This is a genomic window from Streptomyces sp. NPDC001980, assembly GCF_040296885.1.
Lineage (GTDB): Bacteria > Actinomycetota > Actinomycetes > Streptomycetales > Streptomycetaceae > Streptomyces.
Genome location: NZ_JBEOYD010000003.1, coordinates 372,879 through 395,491, shown reverse-complemented (window position 1 = coordinate 395,491; position 22,613 = coordinate 372,879). Strand labels below are relative to the sequence as shown.

Sequence of the window (22,613 nt, the reverse complement as noted above, 5' to 3'; positions counted from 1 at the left end):
TGCCGTCAGTACGCCAGCCCGTGGCAGCTATGTCAAGACATGGGATCTGCCGCGGGCCTAGAACGTTGCAGTAGCCCTGAACTGAGGCTTCGCCCCTCGTCTACGATCGCCTTCGGGCTGTCAGCGCAGAGGACCAGGGAGGCTGCCGTGCCACCGACCCCCGCGGTTCCCGACGGCCGCCGGCCGACCCTCGCCGACGTCGCCGCCCGCGCCGGTGTCTCCACGGCGCTGGTGTCGATCGTGATGCGCGGCGTGAAGGGCGCGAGCACCGCCACCCGCGAACGCGTCCTGAGGGCCGCCCAGGAGATCGGCTACCGCCCCGACTCCCGGGCCCGCCTGCTCCGCAGCAACCGCACCCATCTCATCGGCGTGCAGTTCGAGATCCAGGAACCCTTCCACACCGACCTGGTGGAGCGCCTCTACTCCGCGGCCGAGGCCGCCGGCTACCAACTCGCCCTCAGCGCGGTCGCCGCCAGCCGCAGCGAGCGCCAGGCCGTCGAGTCGCTGCTGGGCGACCGCTGCGAGGCGCTGATCCTCGTCGGCCCCCAGGCGCCTGCCCCCCGCCTCGCCGAACTCGCCGCCCTGCTGCCCGTCGCCTCCGTGGCCCGTCGCCTGCGCCCGGCCGTCCCCGGCGTCCAGGTCGTGCGCACCGCCGACGCCGAGGGCGCCCGCCAGGCCGTCGACCACCTCGTGGCGCTCGGCCACCGCGACATCCTCCACATCGACGGCGGCCGGGCGCCGGGCGCGGCCGAACGCCGTCGCGGCTACCGCACCGCGATGACCGACCACGGCCTGGCCGACCGCATCCGCATCCTGCCCGGTGGCCTCACCGAGCAGGACGGCGCGGCGGCCGCCCGCGCCATCGTCGACGCCGCCCCGTGGCCCACCGCGGTCCTCGCCTTCAACGACGCCTGCGCCACCGGCCTGCTCGGCGCGCTCTTCCGCGCGGGCGTCCAGGTCCCCGGCGAGATCTCCGTGGTCGGCTTCGACGACAGCCGCATGGCCCGCCTGCCCCACATCGACCTCACGACGGTGGCCCAGGACATCCCGCGGATCGCCGAACTCACGGTCGCGGCGGTGACGGGCCGCCTGGAGGGCAACGTGCCTCCGAGCCGCGAGGACGTGGTCGCACCGCGTCTGGTCGTCCGGGGCACCACGGCACCTCGCTAGCGTGGCGTCGATGTGTACCCGACGGGTGGGAGTCCGACAGGTTCTCGGCGACAGTGGACGTACCCGGTCGAGGGGAAGCCGGGGCGGGGGAGGGAAGACCGGTGACGGAACCCGATCCGGGAGATCGGCACCGCCGGTGCCCGTGGACTCGTCAAGTCCCGGCAGCTGAGCATCCGGACGGAACAAGGACGCCAACTCCTCCTCACGCGGCTGAGTGCGGCGTCCGCCGAATGGCGCCTCACGGAGACCGACCCGGAAAGCGGCGACCCCTCGCCGGAGATCCTCGGCCGGGTCGAGGTGAGCACCATCGACTCGTGGATCGGGTTGCAGCAGTACGTCGTCGAAATGACGCCCCGCCTGGACGCCTCCGAACGGCGGACCGTCGTCGCCTCGGTCGTCTGTCTGCACCTGATCCGCCGGCCTCCGGGCGAGGGCTCCGCGGTGGCGTGAGCGCGCCGGAGTCGACAGCCAACGGCAGGGGCCCGCCGAACGGCTCAAACCGGGGTCAGCACCGCGTAGTCCGCGAAGACGCGCCGATAGCGCAGGTGCCGCGTCTCCTGCGTATGCCTGCGCTGCCACTCCTCCACCTCCGCCGGATGCCCGCGCGCCCCCGACTCGGCCCCGCAGTCCTCCTCGTCGCCCGACACGCACCGCGCCGCGTACTCGGGTGCGGCACCCGCGTCCTGCACGATCACGTACGGCACGTACCGGAAGACACGGCGGGTCACGGGTGCTCCGCCCGCTGGTGCTGCCGCAGCAGCACGTTCGCGTCGGTGGCCGCGCTGTGGTCGTGGGTGGCGCGGGCGGTCTCCCGCCGGTCGTCGAGGTGCGTGCACTCGGCGCAGCCGGGCACGGGCCACGGCGGGCGGCTGAGGTCCTCGGGGTCCGGCGGCACGGCCCAGGTACGGTCGTTCGCCGCCCGTACGCCCGCACTGAGCCGCTCTCTGTCGGTGGCGGGCCGCAGCGTCGACGGATGGGCCTGCCACTCTCTCCCTCCCCCCACGGGACGCAGCATCGCGTACGGCCCCGACTGGTCCCGGTACTCGCCGACCTGGTCGGTGGCGGTGTCGTAGAGCAGGGTTCCGGGCTCCATGGCATTTGCTCCTTTTGTCCAACATCTATACGAAATGCGAGAGTTGGACTACTCTGCGTGTCGAGGCTGCTACGAGGATGGCCGGGAGGTGGGGTCGGCGCGCCGAGGAGGAGCGGTTCTTCCCCGTCTGGCGGCGCTAATTCCACAAATTCCACGGGGAGTCAGGGAGGGGTGCGGTGCCGCAGAGGCGGGTGGTGACGGGGCGCAGTCAGGAGCCGAGGCAGCGGTTCGCGGAGGAGTTGCGGTTGCTGCGGGCGGACAGGGGGGTGAGCTTAAAGGGGCTGGCCGAGGAACTGGGCTGGGACGCGTCCAACTTCGGGAAGATGGAGAGCGGCCGGACTCTGGGGAGCCCGGAGGTCGTGGAGGCGCTGGATCAGTTCTATGGGACGCCTGGGCTGTTGCTGGCCTTGTGGGAGTTGGCGGTTGGGGATCCGTCGCAGTTCAAGGAGCAGTACCGGCGGTACATGGTGTTGGAGGCGGAGGCGGTGAGTCTGTGGCACTACGCCGTGAGTTCACCGCCGGGCCTGCTTCAGACGGCCGGATACGCCCGTGAGGCACTCTCGGTGGGGTGGATCGAGGGTGCCGAACTGGAGCAGCAGGTGGAGGCGCGCGTAGGGCGCCGTCAACTGCTGGAGGGTGACGACCCGCCGATGTTCCGAGTCATCCTGTCTGAGGCCGTGCTGCACACGTCACTGCGCGACTTGAGGGCGTGGCGGGAGCAACTGGAGCACCTGGCAGAAGCCGCCGAGCGCCCGAACATCACGCTTCAGGTGCTGCCGTTCAGCTCTGGACCGCACGGCCTGATGAATACCTCTGTGAAGTTCCTACGGTTGCCGGATGGCCGTACGGTCGCCTACACCGAGAACGACTTACGTGGTGAACTGGTGGAAGAAAACGCCTCAGTTGAGCTGCTACTGCGTAGGTACGATGCGATGCGCGACCTCGCGCTTTCACCGGCCGAGTCACGCGAGTTCATCCTGCGGATGTTGGAGGAAGTGCCGTGCGAGCCGTCGACCTGAGTGGTGTCACGTGGCGCAAGAGCAGCTACAGCAACACGAGTGGCGGCGATTGCGTCGAGGTCTCCGACGATCTCCTGGCCACCGCCTCCTGGCACAAGAGCAGCTACAGCAACACAGCTGGCGGCGAATGCCTCGAAGCAGCCGCCGGTCTCCCCTCCCTCGTCCCCGTCCGTGACAGCAAGGCCCCCTCCCGCGGAACCCTCCTCTTCGAAGCCTCCGCCTGGTCGGCGTTCGTCGACTTCGCCGCCCGCACACGAAAGTGACACCGATGTTGGACTACGGCCTCGACACGTCCGGATTGGATCGCGACCTCGCCCTGCCCGACCTGGTGGCCGAAGGCGACGAGCTCGACGCGCTGGTGTCGGCGCACACCGACTGGTCGCTCCCCACGCCGGCCGAGGGGTGGACGATCGCCCACCAGATCGCTCACCTCGCTTCGGCCGATGCGAACGTACTCATAGCCATACGGACCCCGGACGCCTTCGAGGCCGTGCTGAAGCAGGCGGAAGCCGCAGGCAGCAAGTACGCGGATCTCGACGCGGCCGAGGGCGCGGCCAAACCGAGGTCGGCGCTGCTGGAGGAATGGCGCGCGGGGCGGGCCGAGGTGGCGGCGGCGCTATGTGACATAGCACTGGACCACGGCTTCCCCTGGTACGGCTCACAGCTGACCGCATCGCTCATGGTCCCGCTCCGGCTGATGGAGACCTGGGCGCACGGGCAGGACGTCTACGACACGCTGGGCGTCCCGCACCGCGCCACGGGCCGGCTGCGGCACGTGGCCTCGCTGGGAGTAATAGGACGTGAGCTGTCCTTCTACGCCGCCCAACTGCCCCTGCCGACCGAGCCGTTCCGGGTCGAGCTGACCGGTCCCGACGGCCGGACCTGGGCGTGGGGCCCCGAGGACGCCGCGCAACGGGTTCGGGGCAGCGGCCTCGACTTCTGCCTCCGGGTCACGCACCGCAGGTCCCTCGCCGAGACCGACCTCACCGCGGTCGGCGAAGACGCGCAGAAGTGGCTCGACATCGCTCGCGTCTTCCTCTGAATCCGATCAACCGTAGGCCGCGACCGCCACCCGCACGAACGACCGCAGCAACGGATTCCCGTCCCCCGCGGCCCACGCCACCACCACCCGGCTCGGCGGCATGTCGGTGACCGGTACGACCGTGAGCCCGGCCCCCGGGTCGTGGCCGGCCAGTGTCATGCCCACCGTGCCGTTCCAGAGCACCGCCTGCCGGCATTCCTGGACGGCCCGCACGACCGGCCCCTCCCGCGCCTCCCCGCCGCTCCAGTACGACTGCCACAGCGGGTCCGTGCCCTCCGGGAACCGGAACCACCGCCGGTCGGCGAGGTCGGCCAGCTCCAGGTTCGCCCGGCCGGCCAGCGGATCGTCGGCACGGAGCAGCGCCCCCACCGGATCGGCACGCAACTCCGCCACCACCAGCCCTGTTTCGTCGAACGGCGCGCGGGTGAGAGCGACGTCGACGGCACCGGCGTGCAACCCGCACGTGGGGTCCGTCAGGTCGGTCTCGCGGATGCGGATCTCGACGCCCGGGTGGCGTTCGCGGTACGCGCGGGCCAGGCGCCGTACGCCCGGATCCGTGCTGTCGCCCAGGAGGCCGACGGTCAGAACGGCGGTCCCCGCCGCCGTCGCGACCCGCACGCGCAGCCGGTCGGCCTGGTCGAGGAGCCCGCGGGCCTCGTCCAGCAGGACCGCTCCCACCGGGGTCAGGGCGACCCCGGCCGGCGACCGCTCGAACAGCCGCGCGCCGATCTCGGTCTCCAGCGCCTTGATCGCACGGCTCAGCGGGGGCTGGCTCATATGGAGCCGTGCGGCGGCCCGGCCGAAGTGGAGTTCCTCGGCGACCGCCACGAAATAACGCAGCGTGCGTAGCTCCATCCGCTCCATGCGCTCCATACAGCAACGATACCGATCGGGTATCGGGCCGGCGGAACAGGTCTTGGACAGCCGGACCACCCCGGCCGTCGAATCGGAACATGACGACTCACGACAACACTCCCGCGGTATCCGTCGTCGGCCCCGGCGACGGCGAGGTGCTGATGCTCGGCACCACCCGGATGCGCGTCCTGGAGGACGGCCGTACCACCGGCCACCGCCTCGGCCTCGCCGAGTCCGTCCTCGCGCCGCACACCCCCGGCCCGCCGCAGCACCGGCATGCCCGCCACGACGAGGGGTTCTACGTCATCTCCGGCTCGGTGCGTTTCACCGTCGGGGACGAGGAGTACGACGCCACGGCCGGGACGCTCGTCATGGTGCCGCCCGGTGCCCCGCACACGTTCGCCAACGTCACCGGCGAACCGGCCGTCATGCTCAGCACGTTCACCCCCGACCTGTACGTGCAGTACTTCCGGGACCTGCGGGACCTGTACGCCGGCGGCGAGGCGCCGGGCCCGCGGGCGAGCGCCGAGATCATGAGCCGGTACGCCACCGAGCCGGCCACCGCCTCATGAGCGTCGCGTACTGGATCGTGGCCGGTCTGCTCGCCCTCTTCTACCTCTACGGGGGCGGGCTGAAGGTCGTGGGGAGCAGGGAGCGGCTGCTGCCGATGATGGCGTGGGTGGACGGTACGCCGATGCCGGCCGTGCGGGCGATCGGGAGCGTCGAGGTCCTCGGCGCGGTCGGCCTCGTCCTCCCGCGCCTGACCGGCGTCGCGCCCTGGCTGGGCCTGGCCGCCGCCGTCGGGTTCGTCGTGCTCCAAGTCGGCGCGATCCGGGTTCACCTGCGGATGGGGGACCGCCAAGTGGCCCTCAACCTCACGCTCTTGCTTGCGGCGGGGGCGACTGTCTGGCTCGCGGCGGTGTCCTGATCGTAATTAATCCTTGTACAACTCATTGAGCGGACCATGAGTCTCCTGTGGCGCGCGGATCAAGGAATCCGTGCTCCCGTTGTGCACAGGGGGACGAAATGGACGTACCAGAGACACCGCCGGAACCCCGGCCAGAACCACCGCCAGAAACACCACAAGAAACACCTCAAGAAACATCTCAAGAAATAACGCCGGAAACGATGCCGGAAACGACGCCGGAAACGTCAGCGGAAACGCCGCCGGAATCGCTTTTGGAAGCATCGCCCGAACGTGAGCGAAAGACGACGCGCCGTACCGCCGCGCTGATCGCCGGTGCCGCCGTGCTCGGCGTCGTGGCCGGTTCCTGCGTCGGCTACCTCGTCCAGGCCGACCGTGCGCCCACCGCCCTGCCGTCCCTCTCCCAGCCGTCGGTCGTGCAGGCGAAGGGCGCCGGTCCGGAGCCGCTGTCGGCCGCCGAGGACCGGAAGGTCAAGGTCGACGGCGACCTGCGCAAGCTGCTGCTGAAGAAGCCGAGCGGGGCGCGCAAGGGGCTGTACACGGTGGGGACCGACGGCTGGATGGACCTGACCGAGTACGCGGAGACCTTCGACAAGCCGGCCGGGGCCTTCCGCACCCTGATCGCGCAGGACGATTTCCGGCGCGCGGCCGCCACCACCTGGCGGGAGGGCAGCACCTACAACGTCGAGATCCGGCTGATCCAGTACCGCCAGGAGGAGAGCAGCTCGACGGCCGAGGACGCGGCGGCGGACGCGTACTACTGGGCCGACTCGGGGGCCCGGGACACCGAGAGCTGGCCGGTCCCCGGCACCGGCGACGGCATGGCGTACGTCCACCACAAGCCCGACAGCGGGTACGGCGTGAGCGTGTACTCGGCCGAGGCGCACGCGTGGCGCGGGGACATCGCCATGGAGATCTGGATCAGCGACACGAAGCCGATCTCCAGGACGAAGGTGCTGGATCTGGCGAAGCGGCAGATGGAGCGGCTGTGAGCGAGCAATCCGTGACCCCCGAGCCCACGGCGCCGGAAGCGGCCGTTTCCGAGCAGCCGACGGCCCCCGAGGCCGTTTCCGAGGCCGTTTCCGACGCGCCCCTCCCTGCCCCCGCCCCTGCCCCCGACCTCGCGCCCGCGGCTCCGGCGGCGCGGCCCCGGCGTCGTATCGGCGTCTTCGCAGCCGTCGGCGTCCTCGCCGTGGCCGTCGTCGCGGGTGCCGCCTACACGGTCGTGACCGTGCGTTCCGCGGACCGCGATCCCGGTGCCCCGCTCTGGAGCCTGCCCAAGGAGTCCAAGGGCGCGCGGGCGGCGACGGAGACCGGTCTCCAGGGAATGCTGCTGCCGTACGACAAGGACCGGTACGGGCGGGGCCCGGACCTGGCCGGGTTCGGCTCGGACGTGCGGCTGACCGGCGCCCAGGCCACGGCGCTGCGCAAGGAGTCGATCCAGGACCTGCCGCGTTCGCAGCGCCAGCAGCTGGACCGGCAGATCGACAAGAACCCGGTCAAGGGCATGGTGATGCGCAGCTACGTGTACACCGCCGGGGCCGAGGGCGACGAGTACACGATGGACGTCCAGCTGGCCCAGATGGAGAACCGGGCCACGGTCCGTACCATCGCCACCGCCGAGCGGGAGCTCTTCGACGCGCTGGACATCTTCCGGAAGGGCCCGGAGATCGCGGGGTACAAGGACTCGACCTCGTGCTTCCTGCCACCGGCCGCATCGGACGAGAAGCTCGACACGATGCTCTGCTACGGCTACGTGGGGGACGTCCTGGTCACCGCCACGGCCACCGCGGCCAAGCCGCTGGACACGAAGAGCGCGGCGGACATGCTGCACGCCCAGCTCGAACGGATCAAGGACCCGGGGGCGGCCGTATGACCACCGAGACGAACATGAACGCGGACCCGAGCGCGCACACAGGCCCGGTCACGGGCACGGAAGCGGACCGGGCGGAGGTCGTCGGTGATCTCCCCGCGGTCGCGATACCGGTACCGGCCGCCGCGCAGCCCGCGAAGAAGGACCGCCGGCTGCTGCGGGCCACCCTCCGCTGGGTCGCCGCCGTCGCCGTCTTCGGCGTCGTCGGGACCGGCACGGCGTACGGGATCACGCGGCTCGACCGCACCGACGTACCCGGTCTCGCCACGCACCCCGACGGCCGCTGGGCGTACCCCGTCCTCGTGAAGCCCCCGCTGCCCTCCGGCAGCCCCGGCCCGAACGACGACGCCCGCAACCCGGCCGGCACCCACTACGCCGACCTGCGGAAACTGGTCCTGCCGGCCCCGCAGGGCGCCACCGCCGACGCCTCGCTCAAGGGCACGGACGGCTGGCTGCCGACGAAGGGCTTCCTCGCCGAGTTCGCCACCGCGGACGACCGCGACGAGCTGCGCCAGACGCTCGTAGACAACGGCCTGCGGCACATCACCGCCCGCGGCTGGACCACCCCCGACGGCACGCACACCCGGATCTACCTGCTCCAGTTCGACACGGCCGCCGTCGCGGAGGCGATCCTCAACGGGAAGCTGATGAGCCAGGCGGCGCCGACCTACGCGCTGCGCGACGGCGACCAGTACGAACTCGACGGGAAGTTCCCGGACCCGGCCAGGATCGAGCACGTCCTGCTGGCGCCCTACACGGAGCTCAAGCCGTACGGCGCCCGGCAGGCCCGGCAGGCCTACCTCGCCTCCGGCGACACCGTCGGCGTGATCATCCAGTCCCGCAAGGGCAGCGCGCCCGCCGTCCCCTTCGAGCAGACGGTGACCCTGCAGAGCGAGCTGCTGGACTGACCCCGCAGGGGTACACCTCGCCAAGAGCGCCGGGCCCGGGCCGCGTAAGCTGGGGCCCGGCTCTTGTACCTACGCCCGCCCCCGCTCAAGGAGCACCCGTGGAAGCCTTCTTCGAAACCCTGCTGGTCCTGGTCTGCGTCGGCGTCATCGCCTTCGCCTGGCTGACCGTGAAGAAGCTGTACCAGGGCCAGCGCTGAACCGAGTCCGAGCCCGAGTCTAGGAACCACCACTCATGATCGAGATTCCGTCCGACCTGCACAAGGACCTGGTCCCGCTGGCCTTCCTGCTCGGCAGCTGGGCCGGCGCGGGGGTCCACGACTTCCCGGGTTCGGAGAAGTGCAACTTCGGTCAGGAGGTCACCTTCAGCCACGACGGACGGGACTTCCTGGAGTACCACTCCCACACCTGGGTGCTGGACCACGACGGGAACAAGGTGCGCCCGCTGGAGTCGGAGTCCGGCTTCTGGCGCATCGACGCCCACCGCAAGGTCGAGGTCACGATGGTCCGCGACGACGGCGTGATCGAGATCTGGTACGGCGAGATGGCCGACCAGAAGCCCCAGATCGACCTGGTCACCGACGCCGTCGCCCGGACCGCCGCCTCCGCCCCGTACAGCGGCGGCAAGCGCCTCTACGGCTACGTCAAGAGCGACCTGATGTGGGTCGGCGAGAAGCAGACACCCGAGGTCGAGCTGCGCCCCTACATGTCGGCGCACCTGAAGAAGGTCGTCACCCCGGAGGACGTCGAGCGCTGGGCCAAGGCCCTCCCCGACGACATGCCGGACGACGGCATCGCGTTCTTCAAGTAGTTCTGGAATTCGGAAGTAGTTCTAGACTTTCGGTGTGGTGAGCACCGACTGGAAGAGCGACCTAAGGCAGCGCGGCTACCGGCTGACGCCGCAGCGGCAACTCGTGCTCGAAGCCGTGGACACCCTTGAGCACGCGACCCCCGACGACATCCTCGGTGAGGTGAGGAAGACCGCGTCGGGGGTCAACATCTCGACGGTCTACCGGACCCTGGAGCTCCTGGAGGAGCTCGGGCTGGTCAGCCATGCCCATCTCGGGCACGGTGCGCCGACGTACCACCTCGCCGACCGTCACCACCACATCCACCTGGTCTGCCGCGACTGCGAGAACGTGATCGAGGCGGACGTGGCGGTGGCCGCGGAGTTCACCGCCAAGCTGCGGCGCGACTTCGGCTTCGAGACGGACATGAAACACTTCGCGATCTTCGGGCGTTGCAAGGACTGCACGCTGAAGAGAGCCAAGGCGGCATCCGCCGCGTCCGCGTCAGTCCAGAGTTCAATTACCGAGTCGTAGGCTTAGGCATATGAAGAGCCCCTTGCTGTCCCTGCCCGGCGCGGTGCCCGCCGAGGGCGTGGACGAAGGCGTCGCCGCGCACTACGGCGACCTGTTCCGCGAGCAGCGCGCCCTCGCCGACGGCGCCGGTTTCGTCGACCTCTCCCACCGGGGGGTCGTGGCCGTCACCGGCGAGGACCGCCTCAGCTGGCTGCACCTGCTCCTCACCCAGCACGTCAGCGAGCTGCCCGTCGGTGAGGCCACCGAGGCGCTGATCCTCTCCGCGCACGGCCACATCGAGCACGCGCTGTACCTGGTCGACGACGGTACGACCGTCTGGGCCCACGTCGAACCGGGCACCCAGGAGGCGCTCATCGCCTACCTGGAGTCGATGAAGTTCTTCTACCGGGTGGAGGTCGCCGACCGCACCGCCGACTTCGCGGTCGTCCACCTGCCCGCCGGCTCGATCGCCGAGGCCCCGGAGGGCGCCGTCGTACGCGAGACGGCGTACGGCCGTGATCTCTTCCTGCCCCGGGCCGACCTGGAGGCGTACGCCGAGAAGGCGGGCCCGGCCGCCGGGCTGCTCGCCTACGAGGCGCTGCGCGTCGAGCACCACCGGCCCCGGCTCGGCTTCGAGACCGACCACCGGACCATCCCGCACGAGCTGGGCTGGATCGGTACCGCCGTCCACCTCCAGAAGGGCTGCTACCGCGGCCAGGAGACCGTGGCCCGGGTGCAGAACCTCGGCAAGCCGCCGCGCCGCCTGGTCTTCCTCCACCTGGACGGCAGCGACGTCCACCTGCCGCCGCACGGGACCGAGATCCGGGTGGCCGACGAGGGCGAGGACGGCCGGAAGATCGGCGTCGTGACGACGTCGGTACGCCACTTCGAACTGGGCCCGGTCGCCCTGGCGTTGGTCAAGCGCAACGTCCCGGCGGACGCCCGGCTGGTCGCGGGGGAGACGGCCGCGGCACAGGAAGTGATCGTCGAGCCGTAACCCCGCCGCGCGTTCCTTCTCCGCGACTTCTTTCTCCACAGGCTGTGGATCTACGGAAGCACGCTGCGGGACATGCCGTTGCCACTCCATAATTGGCAACGGGCGGCGACCACTTGGACACGGTGTGCACGTGTTCGATCCGATGCGCGCGTGCCCTCGGGGAGGCGCCGTGACACCGCAGGAGGAGTTCGCCGAGGCGCTGCGCGTCCGCCGGGAGGCCGCCGACCTCTCCCTCGCCGAGCTGGCCCGCCGGGTGCACTACAGCAAGAGCTACCTCAGCCGGGTGGAGAACGGCCTGCGGCCCCCGGGCCGGCCGCTGGCCGAGCGCTGTGACGCCGCCCTGCGGGCCGACGGCGCCCTGCTCGCGCTGCTGCCGCCCGGACCCGAGCAGCACGAGAGACGGGACGAGAGACGGGACGCGGCCGCCCGGTCCGTCCGCGGGACGCGGCGCCGCCCGGAACCCGACCCGGCGCCCTCCCCGGCCGCCCGGCCGAGCGGCTACGGCGCCGCGTTCGACCAGCACGTCCGGCGCGGCGACACCCGTCACCTCCTCGGCGAGATGTACGAGGCGGACCGGCACTACCAGGCCGCCTACGAGGCCGCCGGCGGCGACGAGCTGGCCCGCGCGTACGCCGTCGTCCGCAGCGCCCGCCGCTGGTCGGACCCCGGGCAGGTCGACCGCGACCTGCTCTTCCGCATCGACGCCTGCCTGGCCGCGCTGGCCGGCCGGGAGGACACCCGGGCGGTGGAACTGCGGCTCCAGCTCACCGCCCACCGGGCCAAGAAGCTCGCCATGTCCATCGGCGACGACACCGCGGTCACCGGTGCCGAACCCCGCACCGGCGCCCGGCTGGCCCGCCAGGCGCTGGCGGAACTGCGCGAGCGCGGCCGCAGGACGCCCGGAACACCCGGCGGCGTGGGGGACGAGGCCCGCTGCGAGGTCCTGACCGAGACCCGCTGGGCCCTGTACGACTTCGAGCCCGCCCGCAGCCTGCTCAGCCTCTCCACCGAACTCCGCGACCTCGCCGTGCGGTCCCACTCGGCCTACTTCCAGGGCGAGGCCCTGGTCGCCCTCGCCATCGACCAGCTCCGCACCGGCCGGGTGCCCGCCGCCGAGGCGACCCTCAGCCGCCACCGCGAGTACGCGGCCCGGCACCGCAGCCGGCTGGCGCACTGGCAGCAGGGCACGCTGGACGCCCTCATGAGCCTGTGGCGCGGGGAGTTCGCCGCCGCCGAGGGATGGATCCTCGGGGAGGCCGGGAAGGTCGCGGCGGCGATGGAGTCGGGGCTCTCGATGCCCGCGGACACCCTCAGCCAGACCGTCCTCGGCCAGGAGTACTGGCTGCGCCACGAACAGGGCCGCCTGGCCGAGCTGTTCGCCTCCCCGCGGATGGCCGGCGTCCAGCGCCGCGGCTACTTCCCGGTGTGGCGGGCGGGCCTCGCCCTGGCCCTGTGCGAGACCGGACGGTACGAACAGGCCGCGGACCAGCTCCGGGCGTTCGCCGCCGACGCCGACGGCTTCACCCGGTTCCCGCCGAGCGGCTGGGCCCTGCCCACCGCGGCGACCCTCGCCCTGGTCTGCGCCGCACTGGCGGAGCGCACGGACCGCCGTACCGAGCTGTCGGCGTACGTCCCGCCGCTGCGCGCCCTTCTCGACGCGCACGGCGACGAACTGGTCCTGGCCGGCTGGCCCACCGTCCTGCTGGGGCCCGCCGCCCGCTTCAGCGCCGTACTCGCGCTCGTCGCGGGCGAACCGGAGACCGCGCTCGGCCACCTCGCCCGTGCCGTACGGCCGGCGCAGCGGTACCCGGCGCAGATGGCCCGGCTCCGCCTCGACGAGGCCCGCGCCCGGCTCCGTACCGGCTCGCCCGCCGCCCGGGCCACCGCCCACGGCCTGGCCCGGACCGCGCTCGGCACGGCGGAGGAACTCGGCATGGCGGCGCTGGCCCGGGACTGCCGGGCGCTGCTCACATCTCCAGCAGGACGGTGAACGGGCCGTCGTTCGTCAGCGACACCCGCATCTGCGCCCCGAACCGCCCGGTCGCCACGGTCGCCCCCAGCGCCCGCAGCTGCGCGACCACCTCGTCCACCAGCGGCTCCGCCACCTCGCCGGGCGCCGCCGCGTTCCAGGTCGGCCGCCGCCCCTTGCGCGCGTCGCCGTACAGCGTGAACTGACTGATCACGAGCAGCGGCGCGTCGACGTCACTGCACGACCGCTCGTCCGCCAGCATACGGATCGACCAGAGTTTCCGGGCGAGTTGGGCCGCCTTCTCCTTGGTGTCCTCGTGCGTCACGCCGACGAGCACGCACAGGCCCTCGCCCTCGATCGCGCCCACCGTCTCGCCGTCCACGACGACGCTCGCGCCGTCCACCCGCTGTACCACCGCTCGCATGCGCACCATCATGCCCGGTGCCCACATGCCCCCCACAGGGGCCCATTATTGATCCTTAACGTCCCAACTAGGGCCGTTCGGGGGCACTCGGTCACATTGCGGCCACTTGGGGTGGCACCATGCTTCCACACGCCGGTCGAGGGGACGGTTGAGACGTATGAGCACACCGAGCACCGGGCGACTGAAGACGCAGGGCACGCAGAGCGTGCAGAGCCTGCCCCGGCCGCCCGCACAGCGCGGCGAGGACATCCCGCTGCCCGCGGAACCGCCGGAGCACGACCTGGCCCGCCTGAGCCTGCCCGAACTGCGCGTCCTGCGCCGGGACGCGCAACGCGACGAGGCCGACCTGAGCTACGTACGACGGCTGCTCCAGGGCCGTATCGACATCCTGCGCGCGGAATTGGCCCGCCGCTCCCCGGCGGGCGCGGCCGCCGTCGTGGACCGCCTCCCGGAGATCCTCACGGATGCCCCGGCCCGCCACCGCTCCTCCGCCCGCCACGTCACCCTGGGCACCCCGCACAACGAGGAGTACGACAGGCTGGCGGCCGACATGCTGGCCGAGGTCGAACTCTCCGACCTGGCGGCCCGCACGGACACCGAGCTGACGGCCGCGATGGGCCGCCTGGTCCGCTACGAGCAGGAGGTGTCGCGGCGGAGGCAGCGCCTGCAGCGAACGGCCGACGATTCGAGCGGGGAGATCACCCGCCGCTACCGGGAAGGCGAAGCACAGGTCGACGATCTGCTGACGTGAGCCAGAGCGCCCCTTAAGGGGCGCGGGGCTGTATTCGATGTGTGGCTGCCGCCGCGGGGGCGCGACAAGCCCCCATGCACCCGCACCCGAAAATGAATCGGCACCACGGAATCAAACGCATACCGTGCTGTCATGACTGACGCCGTCGAAGTCCGCCCCATAACCGAACCCGAGCTCGCCGACTGGCACCGCGCCCTGTCCACCGGCTTCCTCCAGCGCCCCACCCTCTCGGCCGAGCAACTCGACGCGCGCCGAAGGCAGTTCGTCCCGGGCAGACTTCTCGGCGCCTTCGACGGCCCCCGCTGCGTCGCCACGTTCCGCTCCTTCGACCAGGAGCTGACCGCGGTCGGCGGCGCGACCCTGCCCGCCGACGCCATCTCCAACGTCACCGTCACCGCCACCCACCGCCGCCGCGGCCTGCTCACCCGCATGATGAGCCAGGACCTGGCCGCGGCGAAGGAGCGCGGAGACGTGGTCGCGACCCTGATCGCGGCCGAGTACCGGATCTACGGCCGCTACGGCTTCGGCCCGGCGACCACGCTGACGGAGTGGACGGTCGAGGTCCCGCGGACCGGCCTGGACCCGCGCTGGGCGCGTCCCGAGGACGGCGGCCGGATCGATCTCGTCGACGGCGAGGACATCCGCAAGCTCGGCCCCGACCTGCACGAACGCGTCCGCCGCAGCACCCCCGGCGCGGTCAGCCGCAGCGAGCTGTGGTGGCAGTTGCGCACCGGCGTGGTCCGCTTCGACGAGGAGTGGAAGGAGCCCTACTTCGCGGTGTACCGCTCGGCGGCCGGCGAGGTGGAGGGCATCGCGGCCTACGACTCGGACGACAACTGGCAGGGCAAGCAGCCCTACGACACCGCCGACGTGCACTGGCTGCTCGGTACGACCCCGGCGGCCGAGCGCGCGCTGTGGCACTACCTGTGCTCGATCGACTGGATCACCCGGGTGAAGAGCGGCTGGCGGTCGCCGGACGACCTGCTGCCGCACTACCTGCCCGACCCGCGCGCCGCACGGATCACCAACCAGGCGGACTGGCTGTGGGTGCGGATCCTGGACGTCGTACGGGCCCTGGAGGCGCGGACGTACGACAGGGCGGGGTCGCTGGTCCTGGAGGTGGCGGACCGGCAGGGGCTGGCCGGCGGCCGGTTCCGGCTGGACGCCTCCCCCGAGGGGGCGTCCTGCACCCCGACCACCGACACCCCCGACCTCGCCCTCGACATCGCCGAGCTGGCGAGCGTCTGGCTCGGTGACCAGTCCGTGGCGCGGTTGCACGCCCTCGGACGGGTCCAGGAAGAGCGAGTGGGCGCCGCCCGGGAGGCCGACGCCCTGTTGCGCGCGTCCGGGCGGCCTTGGTGCCCGGACATCTTCTGAGGCGCTCCTTCCTCCCGGGGACGGTGCCTGAATCACCTTTTTTCACTTGTGACTGTGCTGTGCTGCTCATCCGTAGCGAGCTGTGAAGTTGTGGCTGTGCGGGTCTGCCTGTGTTCGGTTGTCGGTGTTCAGTTGTGACTGTGCTGGTCGTGCTGGCCGCGCGCCCCGACGGCCGGCCCAGGTGGACCGGGCTCCCGGCTCCCCTCCGGAAGGGAACCCGGATGGCCAACCGCCGAGGAAGTATGACCATGTTGCATGAGTTGGTGACCAACTCCACAGTACTTATCTCCACTTGGATGCGACTCATAACCACCTTCCCGTGAACTGCCGAAAGATGGCGGGAAGTTGTACTGTTTGTCCGTGGAGCCGGAACACGCCTCCGTCAATGGACGGAAGAGGTCACAGCGGCCTCAGGCGTCACACCACGCGGTGGCCGACGAGCTGCGCACCCGGATCAGGTCCGGGGTGCTGCGGCCGGGCCAGCGCATGCCCACGCAGGCCAAACTGGCCGACGAGTTCGGCGTCGAGCGCGGGGCGGTGCGACAGGCGCTGCGCATCCTGCAGTCGGAGCATCTGCTCACCAACGTGTCGAAGGGCGCTCCGGCGACGGTGGCCCCGGATTCGGGGCCGCTACGGCTCGCCGTGGGCTCGGCGCCGCCGCCGCAGCCGACCATGGTGGCCCTCACCCCGCGCATAGAGGCGGCCTTCGCAGCCTCACACGTGAGGATCGACGCGCTCTGCCTGACCTCGGTCTCGCTCAACCTCGCGCTCGGCGGGCCGTTGCGGCTCATCCACGCGGGGCGGCTGGAACCGGCCAAGATCGACGTCCGGGTGCTGCTGCCGAGCCGGAACATCGACCTCGCGTTCCCGACGGCGGTGGCGGCCGACGCCTCGGCCGAGGACGCGGTGCACGACCGCTGGCTGGCCCAGCGCAACGCACAGGGCCAGGTGCTGCGGCACAACCTGCTGGCGCTGCGCGCCACGCACGGCATCGACGTGAACGTCACCTTCCGGGCGCTGCCCTTCACCCCGCCGGTCAAGCTGTACCTGCTCAACGGGGCGGAGGCGCTGTTCGCGTACTACACGCTGGGGCGCCACGAGCGGGAGATCGACCACGAGCACCTGCAGACGTACGACGCCGAGGGCACGCGGTCGATGCTCTTCGCCTTCGAACAGGGCGCGGGGCTGCGGGACACCACGTTCGTGGACCAGTCCACACGGTGGTTCGACGCCCTGTGGGAGACGATCAGTTCGGAGCTGCACCTGACGTCCTAGGCCGGCCCCTTGGTTCCTGAAGCGGTTCCTACAGGGCGGGCCCGGCGAGCATCAGGGCGAGCAGGACGGCGCCGGCGGAGCTGAACGCCGGACTCTTGGCCTTGATGCCCACGGTGAGCAACAGCAGGCCGATAATGCCAGTGGCACCGTACTTCGACTGGACGATCTGCTCGAAGCCGACGACGAAGGCGGCGGAGAGGAGAGCGAGGGCGGCAGGCATGGTGGGTCCCCCATCAGTCGGGAAGCAAGGCTTCCGCCAACTCAACCAAGTTGGTGACCAACTCTGATTAAGTTGTCCCCAGTTGGCCGCTACTTATAAACAACCTTCAAACAACTCCCGCCAGATGGATCAAAGTTGTAGCGTTTGGTCGTGACTCAGGAGAACGTGGCAGTGAACGCCGGCAGCACACCTCAGGAGATCGCCGACACCCTGCGGCAGCGCATCCGCTCGGGCGACCTCAAGGCCGGCGACCGTCTGCCCACCCAGGCCGAACTGGCCGAGACGTTCGGCGTGGAGCGGGGGACCGTGCGCCAGGCCGTGCGGGTACTGCAGGACGACGGCTACCTCGTCGACGTCGGCAAGGGCAGCCCGCCGCGCATCGCCGAGCCGCGGCCCGCGGCGCTGGACGAGCCCCAGCCGACGATGGTCGGCCTCGGCCCCCGCATGACGGAGGCGTTCGCCGCCGCGCACGTCCGTATCGACGCCGCCTGCCTGACCGCGCAGAGCCTGCTGCCGGCGCTGGCCGAGCCCCTGCGCATGATCCACGAGGGCCGGATCCGCCCCGAACGCATCGACGTCCGCGTCCTGCTCCCCAGCCGGGACATCCCCCTCGCCTTCCCGACGGCGGTCGACGGCGACGACGACACGGTCCACAACCGCTGGCTCGGCATGCGCAACGCCCAGGGCCACGTCCTCCAGTACAACCTCCAGGGCCTGCGCTCCACCCACAAGATCGACGTGAACGTCACCTTCCGCGCCCTGCCGTTCACCCCGCCGATCAAGCTGTACCTGCTCAACGGCGCGGAGGCGCTGTTCGCGTACTACACGGTCACCCGCCGCGAGGAGCAGACGGAGGACGGCCTGCTCGACATGTACGACGCCGTCGGCTCGGAGTCCCTCCTCTTCTCCTTCGAGAAGCAAACCGGCCAACGGGACGCCGCGTTCGTGGAGCAATCGCAGAAGTGGTTCAACGCCCTCTGGGAAACCATCACGACGGACCTGACACTCTCTTAGTGACTTCTGATACGACGCAGACTGAACTGGTGGCAGCCAAGAGCAAGAACACGACCGAAGAGATCGCGCAACTGGTCAGAAGCGCCCGGGTCGTCCTCTGGGACTTCGACGGGCCGATCTGTCGGCTGTTCGCGGGACACTCGGCGGCGGGCGTGGCCGGCGAACTGGTCGACTGGCTGGCGGGCCGGGGCCTGCACGGCCTGGTCACGGAGACGGAGCGGGACTCCCTCGACCCGCACCTGGTGCTGCGCGCCGTGGACCGCCGGCACCCCGGCAGCGACCTGGTGGCGGAGTTGGAGGAACGTCTCACCAAGGAGGAACTGCGGGCCACGTCGACGGCGATGCCCACGGCGTTCGCGGACATCCTCATCCAGACGTGGCGGGCGCGGGGCGCGCGGATGGCGGTCACCACCAACAACTCCCCCCGGGTGGTCCGCGCCTACCTCGACGACCGCGCCCTGACCTCCTGCTTCGCCCCGCACATCTACGGCCGCACTCAGGACCTGCACCGCCTCAAGCCCGACCCGCACTGCCTCAACCGCGCCCTCAACGCGATGGGCGCCGCCCCCGGCGCGGCCCTGATGATCGGCGACTCGCCCACGGACTTCCAGGCGGCGCGAACGGCCGGCGTCCCGTTTCTGGGCTACGCGCGTAACGCACGGAAAGCCAAGCTTTTGACCGAGGCCGGCGCGGAGTACGTGGTGGGGTCCTTGTGGCCGCTGCTGGAGATACTCCGGCACTAGGTGGCGCCGGGTGGGGGCGTCGGGCGGCGGGCGGCCGGGGGGTGGTGCGCCTGCGGCGCCAGGCCGCCAGGACGCCGATCACGCTCGATACGGAGATGGCCAGTTGCACCAGGTCGTCGATCTGTACCGTGACCCCGAGTACCCGTAACTCCATGGCGCCCGCCCCCTGCAAGCTCTGGTCGACCGTGCAGCACCCGGGCCCACCTGCCTGGTTGCCGGTCAATATCAGGCATGCCCAGGCAGGTTGATCCGTTAACCGGCGGATTCGCACGGCTTCCTGCCTGACGGGTCGGGTTTGCAAGGGGGCCGGGAGAGGAACTCTCGCTGTATGGCGGCCAGGCAGGCACGTGATGGTGGTGGCAAGGCGTTCCGGCAGGTCTCCGCGGCGCTGCGGGCCCGGATGGTGGACGGGACGTACCAGCTGGGTGCCGAACTGCCCGCACAGGGCAGGCTCGCCAAGGAGTTCGGGGTCTCCCGTGACACCGTGCAGCGGGTGGTGCGCGAACTGGGCAACGAGGGGTGGATCGAGTCCCGTCAGGGCAGCCCGGCGCGGGTCGTCAAGGTCCAGCGGGTGCAGTCCACCACGGCCAAGGCCAGCAGGTCACGGCAGGTGATGATGCTGGGGCCGCTGATAAGCGAGGCGTTCGAGCAGCCCGAAGTCTCCCTGGACGTCTTCACGTTGACCTCGGAGTCCCTCGACACCCACATCCGGCTCCAGGCCGAGCGGATCCGGGCCGGCGCCATCGCCCCCGGCAGCATCGTCGTGCGGCTGCTGCTGCCCGATCCTCAGCTCGACCTGCCGTATCCCGTGATCAGGCAGGACAGGAACGACCCACGCCTGCGGGAGCGGCTGCGGGCCATCACCGACCGGCACACGGAATCGCTGCGCACCGCCCTGCGGGACCTGCAGGCCGAGCGGTTGGTGCCGTCCGTCGACTTCCAGATCAGGCATGTGCGGCTGGTGCCTGCCTTCAAGCTCTACGTCATCAACAGGACAGAGGTGCTGCACGCCCTCTACGAGGTCATCAAACGGCCCATCATCCTGGACACCGGCGAGGAGATCGACGCGCTCGACGTGCTGGGACTGGGCGCCATGCTGACGCACCACGTCGCGGACGCCGATCCGAACTCGTCAGGATCGGTCTTCGTGCTGAAGATGCGGTCCTGGTTCGAGTCGGTCTGGGACCTGCTCGCCAGCTCTTCGGTGGACCAAAGGTAAGGGGCAACCGCGGTGCGCTAACATGCCCGCATTATCTGAGCAACCGCTCCGGTTCCTACGTATGAGAAGGTCAAGCACACCGATCTCAGAACGACCTGACGCAGCGGGGCACCAAACCCACCCGTTGTGGCTACTCGATTGCGCCTCTGGTCGTGCGGGCAGTCAGCCGCGTTTACCGTTTGCCGTACTTTCCAGCCAGCGCTAGCAATCCCGGAGCGGCCAGTGGGCGCCCCTTCTGTTCCCTCTATGTCCTCTGAGGAACGCGCCAAACCCGGCGCAGGTCATGCGCTTTGCCAGCAGATCGTGGGCCATGCCGTCGAACACGGCAAGGAACACAGCGGGCACCACAACAGGAACTACGTCCTGCCGTTGGTCGGCCCCGTGGCGCAACTGCTGGGCCGTGAGTCCGGCACATCGGTGACGGTGCGCATGCGGCGTGCCGACGCGCCGCCCGTGGTGATCAGGACCTGGCAGAACGAGGCGGAGATCCTCAGGGCCGTCAGGACCGTGTTGCCGAATGTCCCGCAATGCCTCTTCGAGGGAAACGGGTTCGCCATCCACAGCTATGTGGAAGGAGTGCCACTGTCGAGCGTCTGCGGCAACGGCAAGCCCGTCGACAGACTGCTTGTCGAGGAAATCGCCGAACTCCTCGCGCTGATGACCCAGGTACGCAGAGGTACGCTGCCCGGCCTGCCGGCATCTTGGCCCAGCAAGGGCCAGGACAGCCAGGGATTTCTGCAGACGCTGGCGCACTGCGCGGACCGGCAGATCCGACGGGCCAACCTGCACGCCTTCGGCGGACTGTTCGCGGCGCTGGGCATTCCGGAGGACGCCCTCACCCGGTTCGCGGAGCGGGTGCCGGTGATGGCGCGGCGGCCGTACAGCCTGCTCCACGCGGACCTGCACCGGGACAACCTGATCGTCACCTACGGCGGTCATCCGTCGCTCATCTGCGTCGACTGGGAACTGGCCACCTACGGAGACCCCCTCCACGACCTCGCCACCCACCTGGTGCGCATGCGGTATCCCGACCATCAGTGGTCCGAGGTGGTCGAGGCCTGGGCCGCGGCCATGAGAGGGATCCGGCCCGGAGCGGTCAACGGCGTGGGCAAGGATCTTCAGCACTACGTCGCCTTCGAGCGGGCGCAGTCCGTCTATCCGGACGTGATGCGCGCCGCGACATCACTGGACGAATCGTTCGACCAGAAGGGCCTGGACCAGGCCACGGCAGCCGTGCGCCGTGCTCTGGAGGCGGCCGAGGCACCGCTGATGTTGCGGCACCTGCCCAGCGAAGCCGAGATCGAGCGCGTTCTGTTCAGGTGGCGGATTTCCCGGGGCGAGGCACGCAAGGGGCTTTTCTCCAGATTTGTCACCGTGTCCTGGACGCCGGACAAACGTTTTCCCGAGCATCGGGACTTTCCTTATGCGGCTGTCCAGGGGGCTCTGCATGCCGAGGGTGCCGCGCCGGCCGGCCGAGTTTTCAAGGGAACCGGACACCTGAATTCAGTGGTGCGGGTTCCCGGGATCGAATTCCCTGTCGTCGTGCGGCGCAAGGTGAAAAAGGTGTTCCGTCGCGAACGCAGTTTTCTCAGCGAGCATGCCGTGCTCAGAGCCATCGAACATTCGGGTGTTCCGGTGGCGGCGCCGAGAGTCCTGGCCCTCGGTGAGAGCTACCCGGGGAAGTACCGGAAAGACAGCTTCGCCATTCACACCTACGAAGGGCCGTTCGACATCGACCGGCCCCCGAACCACCCGGTGCACGGACTGCTGCCGCACGAGGCGGACCGGCTCGTCGACCAGCTCAGTGCGCTGAAGGACGTCGACTACACCAAACTCGACCCGGCCGCCGGCGCGGTGGGCTACAGCTTCTACAGCTATCTGAGCGACCAGCTCGTCCTGCTGGTGGAGGGCCTGCCCAAGGAGTCGCAACAACTCGCCAGGCAACTCGGCCTGCCGGATGCCGAACGGCTGCGGCAGATCCTGGCCAGGCACCAGGTGACTGATCGCAGTCCGATCCTCCTGCACGGTGACCTGAATCCCTGGAACCTGGTGCGCCGGGACGACGCCATGGCGCTGACCATCATCGACTGGGAGATGGCGGTCGTCGGCGACCCCCTGTACGACCTGGTCCGGCACATGCATCTCACCCCGACCCGGCCGGAGATCCGGGACCGGATGTTCCGCCGCTGGGAGCGCCTGCTGCCGGACGCCTACACCCATGACTGGCAGCGGGACTGGCGGGTCTACCGGTGGATCGAGATCGTCCGTTCCGCCTACGTGGACCTGGACCGGCTGGTCACCGGGGCGAGCCTGGACGCTCCCAACGTACGCCGGGCCGTGGACTCGTACGCCATGACACTGGCGGCGGCGATCGCTTCCCTGGGCCTGCCGTCCCGGGCGACGGCGAATCCCCATCTTGCGCGCGCCCTCGCCTGACCCCC

Annotated in this window: 26 protein-coding genes; 21 read left to right on the top strand and 5 right to left on the bottom strand. The window is 70.4% G+C overall.

Annotated features, from left to right (window positions below):
• Positions 1 to 147: 147 nt before the first annotated feature.
• Both ABT137_RS06515 and ABT137_RS06510 read left to right on the top strand, forming a co-directional pair.
• Positions 148 to 1,170: a LacI family DNA-binding transcriptional regulator gene (locus ABT137_RS06515; protein WP_351703404.1), complete on the top strand. Its 1,023-nt coding sequence runs from the start codon at positions 148 to 150 to the stop codon at positions 1,168 to 1,170.
• A 297-nt stretch (positions 1,171 to 1,467) separates the two neighbouring features.
• Positions 1,468 to 1,620, top strand: coding sequence for a hypothetical protein (locus ABT137_RS06510; protein ID WP_351703401.1), 153 nt, complete (start codon positions 1,468 to 1,470; stop codon positions 1,618 to 1,620).
• 44 nt (positions 1,621 to 1,664) lie between these two features.
• Here ABT137_RS06510 and ABT137_RS06505 read toward each other — a convergent pair whose 3' ends face one another.
• Complete coding sequence (locus ABT137_RS06505) at positions 1,665 to 1,898, bottom strand: DUF7848 domain-containing protein (RefSeq protein WP_351703398.1); 234 nt, start codon at positions 1,896 to 1,898, stop codon at positions 1,665 to 1,667.
• Entirely contained in the window at positions 1,895 to 2,263 is a 369-nt protein-coding gene (locus tag ABT137_RS06500; RefSeq protein WP_351703395.1) for a hypothetical protein, read from the bottom strand. The genes ABT137_RS06505 and ABT137_RS06500 overlap by 4 nt, the downstream gene beginning before the upstream one ends.
• 176 nt (positions 2,264 to 2,439) lie before the next feature.
• Here ABT137_RS06500 and ABT137_RS06495 point away from each other — a divergent pair, with 176 nt between their 5' ends.
• The 3 genes from ABT137_RS06495 to ABT137_RS06485 are packed head-to-tail and all read left to right on the top strand — an operon-like array spanning position 2,440 to position 4,324.
• Positions 2,440 to 3,282 carry a helix-turn-helix domain-containing protein gene (locus tag ABT137_RS06495; RefSeq protein ID WP_351703392.1) on the top strand — a complete coding sequence of 281 codons (843 nt, stop codon included), beginning with the start codon at positions 2,440 to 2,442 and terminating at the stop codon, positions 3,280 to 3,282.
• Entirely contained in the window at positions 3,264 to 3,545 is a 282-nt protein-coding gene (locus ABT137_RS06490; RefSeq protein ID WP_351703389.1) for a DUF397 domain-containing protein, read from the top strand. Before ABT137_RS06495 ends, ABT137_RS06490 begins: the two co-directional genes overlap by 19 nt.
• A 5-nt stretch (positions 3,546 to 3,550) precedes the next feature.
• Entirely contained in the window at positions 3,551 to 4,324 is a 774-nt protein-coding gene (locus tag ABT137_RS06485; RefSeq protein WP_351703386.1) for a TIGR03084 family metal-binding protein, read from the top strand.
• Positions 4,325 to 4,330: 6 nt separating this feature from the next.
• On the opposite strand, the gene ABT137_RS06480 is transcribed toward ABT137_RS06485, so the two are convergent.
• Positions 4,331 to 5,179 (bottom strand): LysR family transcriptional regulator, encoded by an 849-nt coding sequence (locus ABT137_RS06480; protein ID WP_351703632.1) that lies wholly within the window; start codon positions 5,177 to 5,179, stop codon positions 4,331 to 4,333.
• Positions 5,180 to 5,277: 98 nt separating this feature from the next.
• Here ABT137_RS06480 and ABT137_RS06475 point away from each other — a divergent pair, with 98 nt between their 5' ends.
• The 9 genes from ABT137_RS06475 to ABT137_RS06435 all read left to right on the top strand — a co-directional run bounded on the left by ABT137_RS06475 (position 5,278) and on the right by ABT137_RS06435 (position 13,170).
• Positions 5,278 to 5,751 carry a cupin domain-containing protein gene (locus ABT137_RS06475; protein WP_351703383.1) on the top strand — a complete coding sequence of 158 codons (474 nt, stop codon included), beginning with the start codon at positions 5,278 to 5,280 and terminating at the stop codon, positions 5,749 to 5,751.
• Positions 5,748 to 6,107: a DoxX family protein gene (locus ABT137_RS06470; protein WP_351703380.1), complete on the top strand. Its 360-nt coding sequence runs from the start codon at positions 5,748 to 5,750 to the stop codon at positions 6,105 to 6,107. The genes ABT137_RS06475 and ABT137_RS06470 overlap by 4 nt, the downstream gene beginning before the upstream one ends.
• Before the next feature lie 251 nt (positions 6,108 to 6,358).
• Positions 6,359 to 7,096 (top strand): hypothetical protein, encoded by a 738-nt coding sequence (locus ABT137_RS06465; RefSeq protein ID WP_351703377.1) that lies wholly within the window; start codon positions 6,359 to 6,361, stop codon positions 7,094 to 7,096.
• A complete protein-coding gene (locus tag ABT137_RS06460; RefSeq protein WP_351703374.1) occupies positions 7,093 to 7,980 on the top strand; it encodes a hypothetical protein in 888 nt (295 codons plus the stop codon). The genes ABT137_RS06465 and ABT137_RS06460 overlap by 4 nt, the downstream gene beginning before the upstream one ends.
• On the top strand, positions 7,977 to 8,885 hold the full coding sequence (locus ABT137_RS06455) for a hypothetical protein (RefSeq protein ID WP_351703371.1): 909 nt from the start codon (positions 7,977 to 7,979) through the stop codon (positions 8,883 to 8,885). The genes ABT137_RS06460 and ABT137_RS06455 overlap by 4 nt, the downstream gene beginning before the upstream one ends.
• A gap of 232 nt (positions 8,886 to 9,117) precedes the next feature.
• A complete protein-coding gene (locus ABT137_RS06450; RefSeq protein ID WP_351703368.1) occupies positions 9,118 to 9,693 on the top strand; it encodes a heme-binding beta-barrel domain-containing protein in 576 nt (191 codons plus the stop codon).
• Positions 9,694 to 9,727: 34 nt separating this feature from the next.
• Positions 9,728 to 10,204, top strand: a complete 477-nt coding sequence (locus ABT137_RS06445) for a Fur family transcriptional regulator (protein WP_351703365.1) — start codon at positions 9,728 to 9,730, stop codon at positions 10,202 to 10,204.
• 10 nt (positions 10,205 to 10,214) lie between these two features.
• Positions 10,215 to 11,180, top strand: a complete 966-nt coding sequence (gene ygfZ / locus ABT137_RS06440; RefSeq protein ID WP_351703362.1) for a CAF17-like 4Fe-4S cluster assembly/insertion protein YgfZ — start codon at positions 10,215 to 10,217, stop codon at positions 11,178 to 11,180.
• A gap of 169 nt (positions 11,181 to 11,349) precedes the next feature.
• Complete coding sequence (locus ABT137_RS06435) at positions 11,350 to 13,170, top strand: helix-turn-helix domain-containing protein (protein ID WP_351703359.1); 1,821 nt, start codon at positions 11,350 to 11,352, stop codon at positions 13,168 to 13,170.
• Here ABT137_RS06435 and dtd read toward each other — a convergent pair.
• Positions 13,148 to 13,573 carry a D-aminoacyl-tRNA deacylase gene (dtd, locus tag ABT137_RS06430; RefSeq protein WP_351498148.1) on the bottom strand — a complete coding sequence of 142 codons (426 nt, stop codon included), beginning with the start codon at positions 13,571 to 13,573 and terminating at the stop codon, positions 13,148 to 13,150. The two genes, ABT137_RS06435 and dtd, sit on opposite strands and share 23 nt — an antisense overlap.
• Positions 13,574 to 13,730: 157 nt before the next feature.
• Here dtd and ABT137_RS06425 point away from each other — a divergent pair, with 157 nt between their 5' ends.
• The 3 genes from ABT137_RS06425 (at position 13,731) to ABT137_RS06415 (ending at position 16,976) form a co-directional block, all read left to right on the top strand.
• Positions 13,731 to 14,324 (top strand): RsiG family protein, encoded by a 594-nt coding sequence (locus ABT137_RS06425; RefSeq protein ID WP_351703356.1) that lies wholly within the window; start codon positions 13,731 to 13,733, stop codon positions 14,322 to 14,324.
• Positions 14,325 to 14,456: 132 nt separating this feature from the next.
• Positions 14,457 to 15,701: a GNAT family N-acetyltransferase gene (locus ABT137_RS06420; protein WP_351703353.1), complete on the top strand. Its 1,245-nt coding sequence runs from the start codon at positions 14,457 to 14,459 to the stop codon at positions 15,699 to 15,701.
• A 354-nt stretch (positions 15,702 to 16,055) separates the two neighbouring features.
• Complete coding sequence (locus ABT137_RS06415; protein ID WP_351703350.1) at positions 16,056 to 16,976, top strand: winged helix-turn-helix domain-containing protein; 921 nt, start codon at positions 16,056 to 16,058, stop codon at positions 16,974 to 16,976.
• Positions 16,977 to 17,004: 28 nt separating this feature from the next.
• On the opposite strand, the gene ABT137_RS06410 is transcribed toward ABT137_RS06415, so the two are convergent.
• Positions 17,005 to 17,196: a hypothetical protein gene (locus ABT137_RS06410; protein ID WP_351703347.1), complete on the bottom strand. Its 192-nt coding sequence runs from the start codon at positions 17,194 to 17,196 to the stop codon at positions 17,005 to 17,007.
• Between the two features lie 144 nt (positions 17,197 to 17,340).
• Here ABT137_RS06410 and ABT137_RS06405 point away from each other — a divergent pair, with 144 nt between their 5' ends.
• The 4 genes from ABT137_RS06405 (at position 17,341) to ABT137_RS06390 (ending at position 22,608) form a co-directional block, all read left to right on the top strand.
• A complete protein-coding gene (locus tag ABT137_RS06405; protein WP_351703344.1) occupies positions 17,341 to 18,210 on the top strand; it encodes a FadR/GntR family transcriptional regulator in 870 nt (289 codons plus the stop codon).
• A gap of 29 nt (positions 18,211 to 18,239) precedes the next feature.
• Positions 18,240 to 18,953 (top strand): HAD family hydrolase, encoded by a 714-nt coding sequence (locus ABT137_RS06400; RefSeq protein WP_351703341.1) that lies wholly within the window; start codon positions 18,240 to 18,242, stop codon positions 18,951 to 18,953.
• A 328-nt stretch (positions 18,954 to 19,281) separates the two neighbouring features.
• Positions 19,282 to 20,172 (top strand): winged helix-turn-helix domain-containing protein, encoded by an 891-nt coding sequence (locus ABT137_RS06395; RefSeq protein WP_351703338.1) that lies wholly within the window; start codon positions 19,282 to 19,284, stop codon positions 20,170 to 20,172.
• Between the two features lie 246 nt (positions 20,173 to 20,418).
• Complete coding sequence (locus ABT137_RS06390) at positions 20,419 to 22,608, top strand: phosphotransferase family protein (protein WP_351703629.1); 2,190 nt, start codon at positions 20,419 to 20,421, stop codon at positions 22,606 to 22,608.
• Positions 22,609 to 22,613 lie beyond the last annotated feature (5 nt).

Excerpts from the sequence above, each read along its gene's own strand:
- ABT137_RS06450 (WP_351703368.1), top strand. The coding sequence starts at position 9,118 with ATGATCGAGATTCCGTCCGACCTGCACAAGGACCTGGTCCCGCTGGCC.
- ABT137_RS06470 (WP_351703380.1), top strand. The coding sequence starts at position 5,748 with ATGAGCGTCGCGTACTGGATCGTGGCCGGTCTGCTCGCCCTCTTCTAC.
- ABT137_RS06410 (WP_351703347.1), bottom strand. The coding sequence starts at position 17,196 with ATGCCTGCCGCCCTCGCTCTCCTCTCCGCCGCCTTCGTCGTCGGCTTC.
- ABT137_RS06485 (WP_351703386.1), top strand. The coding sequence starts at position 3,551 with ATGTTGGACTACGGCCTCGACACGTCCGGATTGGATCGCGACCTCGCC.
- ABT137_RS06455 (WP_351703371.1), top strand. The coding sequence starts at position 7,977 with ATGACCACCGAGACGAACATGAACGCGGACCCGAGCGCGCACACAGGC.
- dtd (WP_351498148.1), bottom strand. The coding sequence starts at position 13,573 with ATGCGAGCGGTGGTACAGCGGGTGGACGGCGCGAGCGTCGTCGTGGAC.
- ABT137_RS06480 (WP_351703632.1), bottom strand. The coding sequence starts at position 5,179 with ATGGAGCTACGCACGCTGCGTTATTTCGTGGCGGTCGCCGAGGAACTC.
- ABT137_RS06395 (WP_351703338.1), top strand. The coding sequence starts at position 19,282 with ATGGCGGCCAGGCAGGCACGTGATGGTGGTGGCAAGGCGTTCCGGCAG.
- ABT137_RS06500 (WP_351703395.1), bottom strand. The coding sequence starts at position 2,263 with ATGGAGCCCGGAACCCTGCTCTACGACACCGCCACCGACCAGGTCGGC.
- ABT137_RS06420 (WP_351703353.1), top strand. The coding sequence starts at position 14,457 with ATGACTGACGCCGTCGAAGTCCGCCCCATAACCGAACCCGAGCTCGCC.
- ygfZ (WP_351703362.1), top strand. The coding sequence starts at position 10,215 with ATGAAGAGCCCCTTGCTGTCCCTGCCCGGCGCGGTGCCCGCCGAGGGC.
- ABT137_RS06475 (WP_351703383.1), top strand. The coding sequence starts at position 5,278 with ATGACGACTCACGACAACACTCCCGCGGTATCCGTCGTCGGCCCCGGC.
- ABT137_RS06390 (WP_351703629.1), top strand. The coding sequence starts at position 20,419 with ATGTCCTCTGAGGAACGCGCCAAACCCGGCGCAGGTCATGCGCTTTGC.
- ABT137_RS06425 (WP_351703356.1), top strand. The coding sequence starts at position 13,731 with ATGAGCACACCGAGCACCGGGCGACTGAAGACGCAGGGCACGCAGAGC.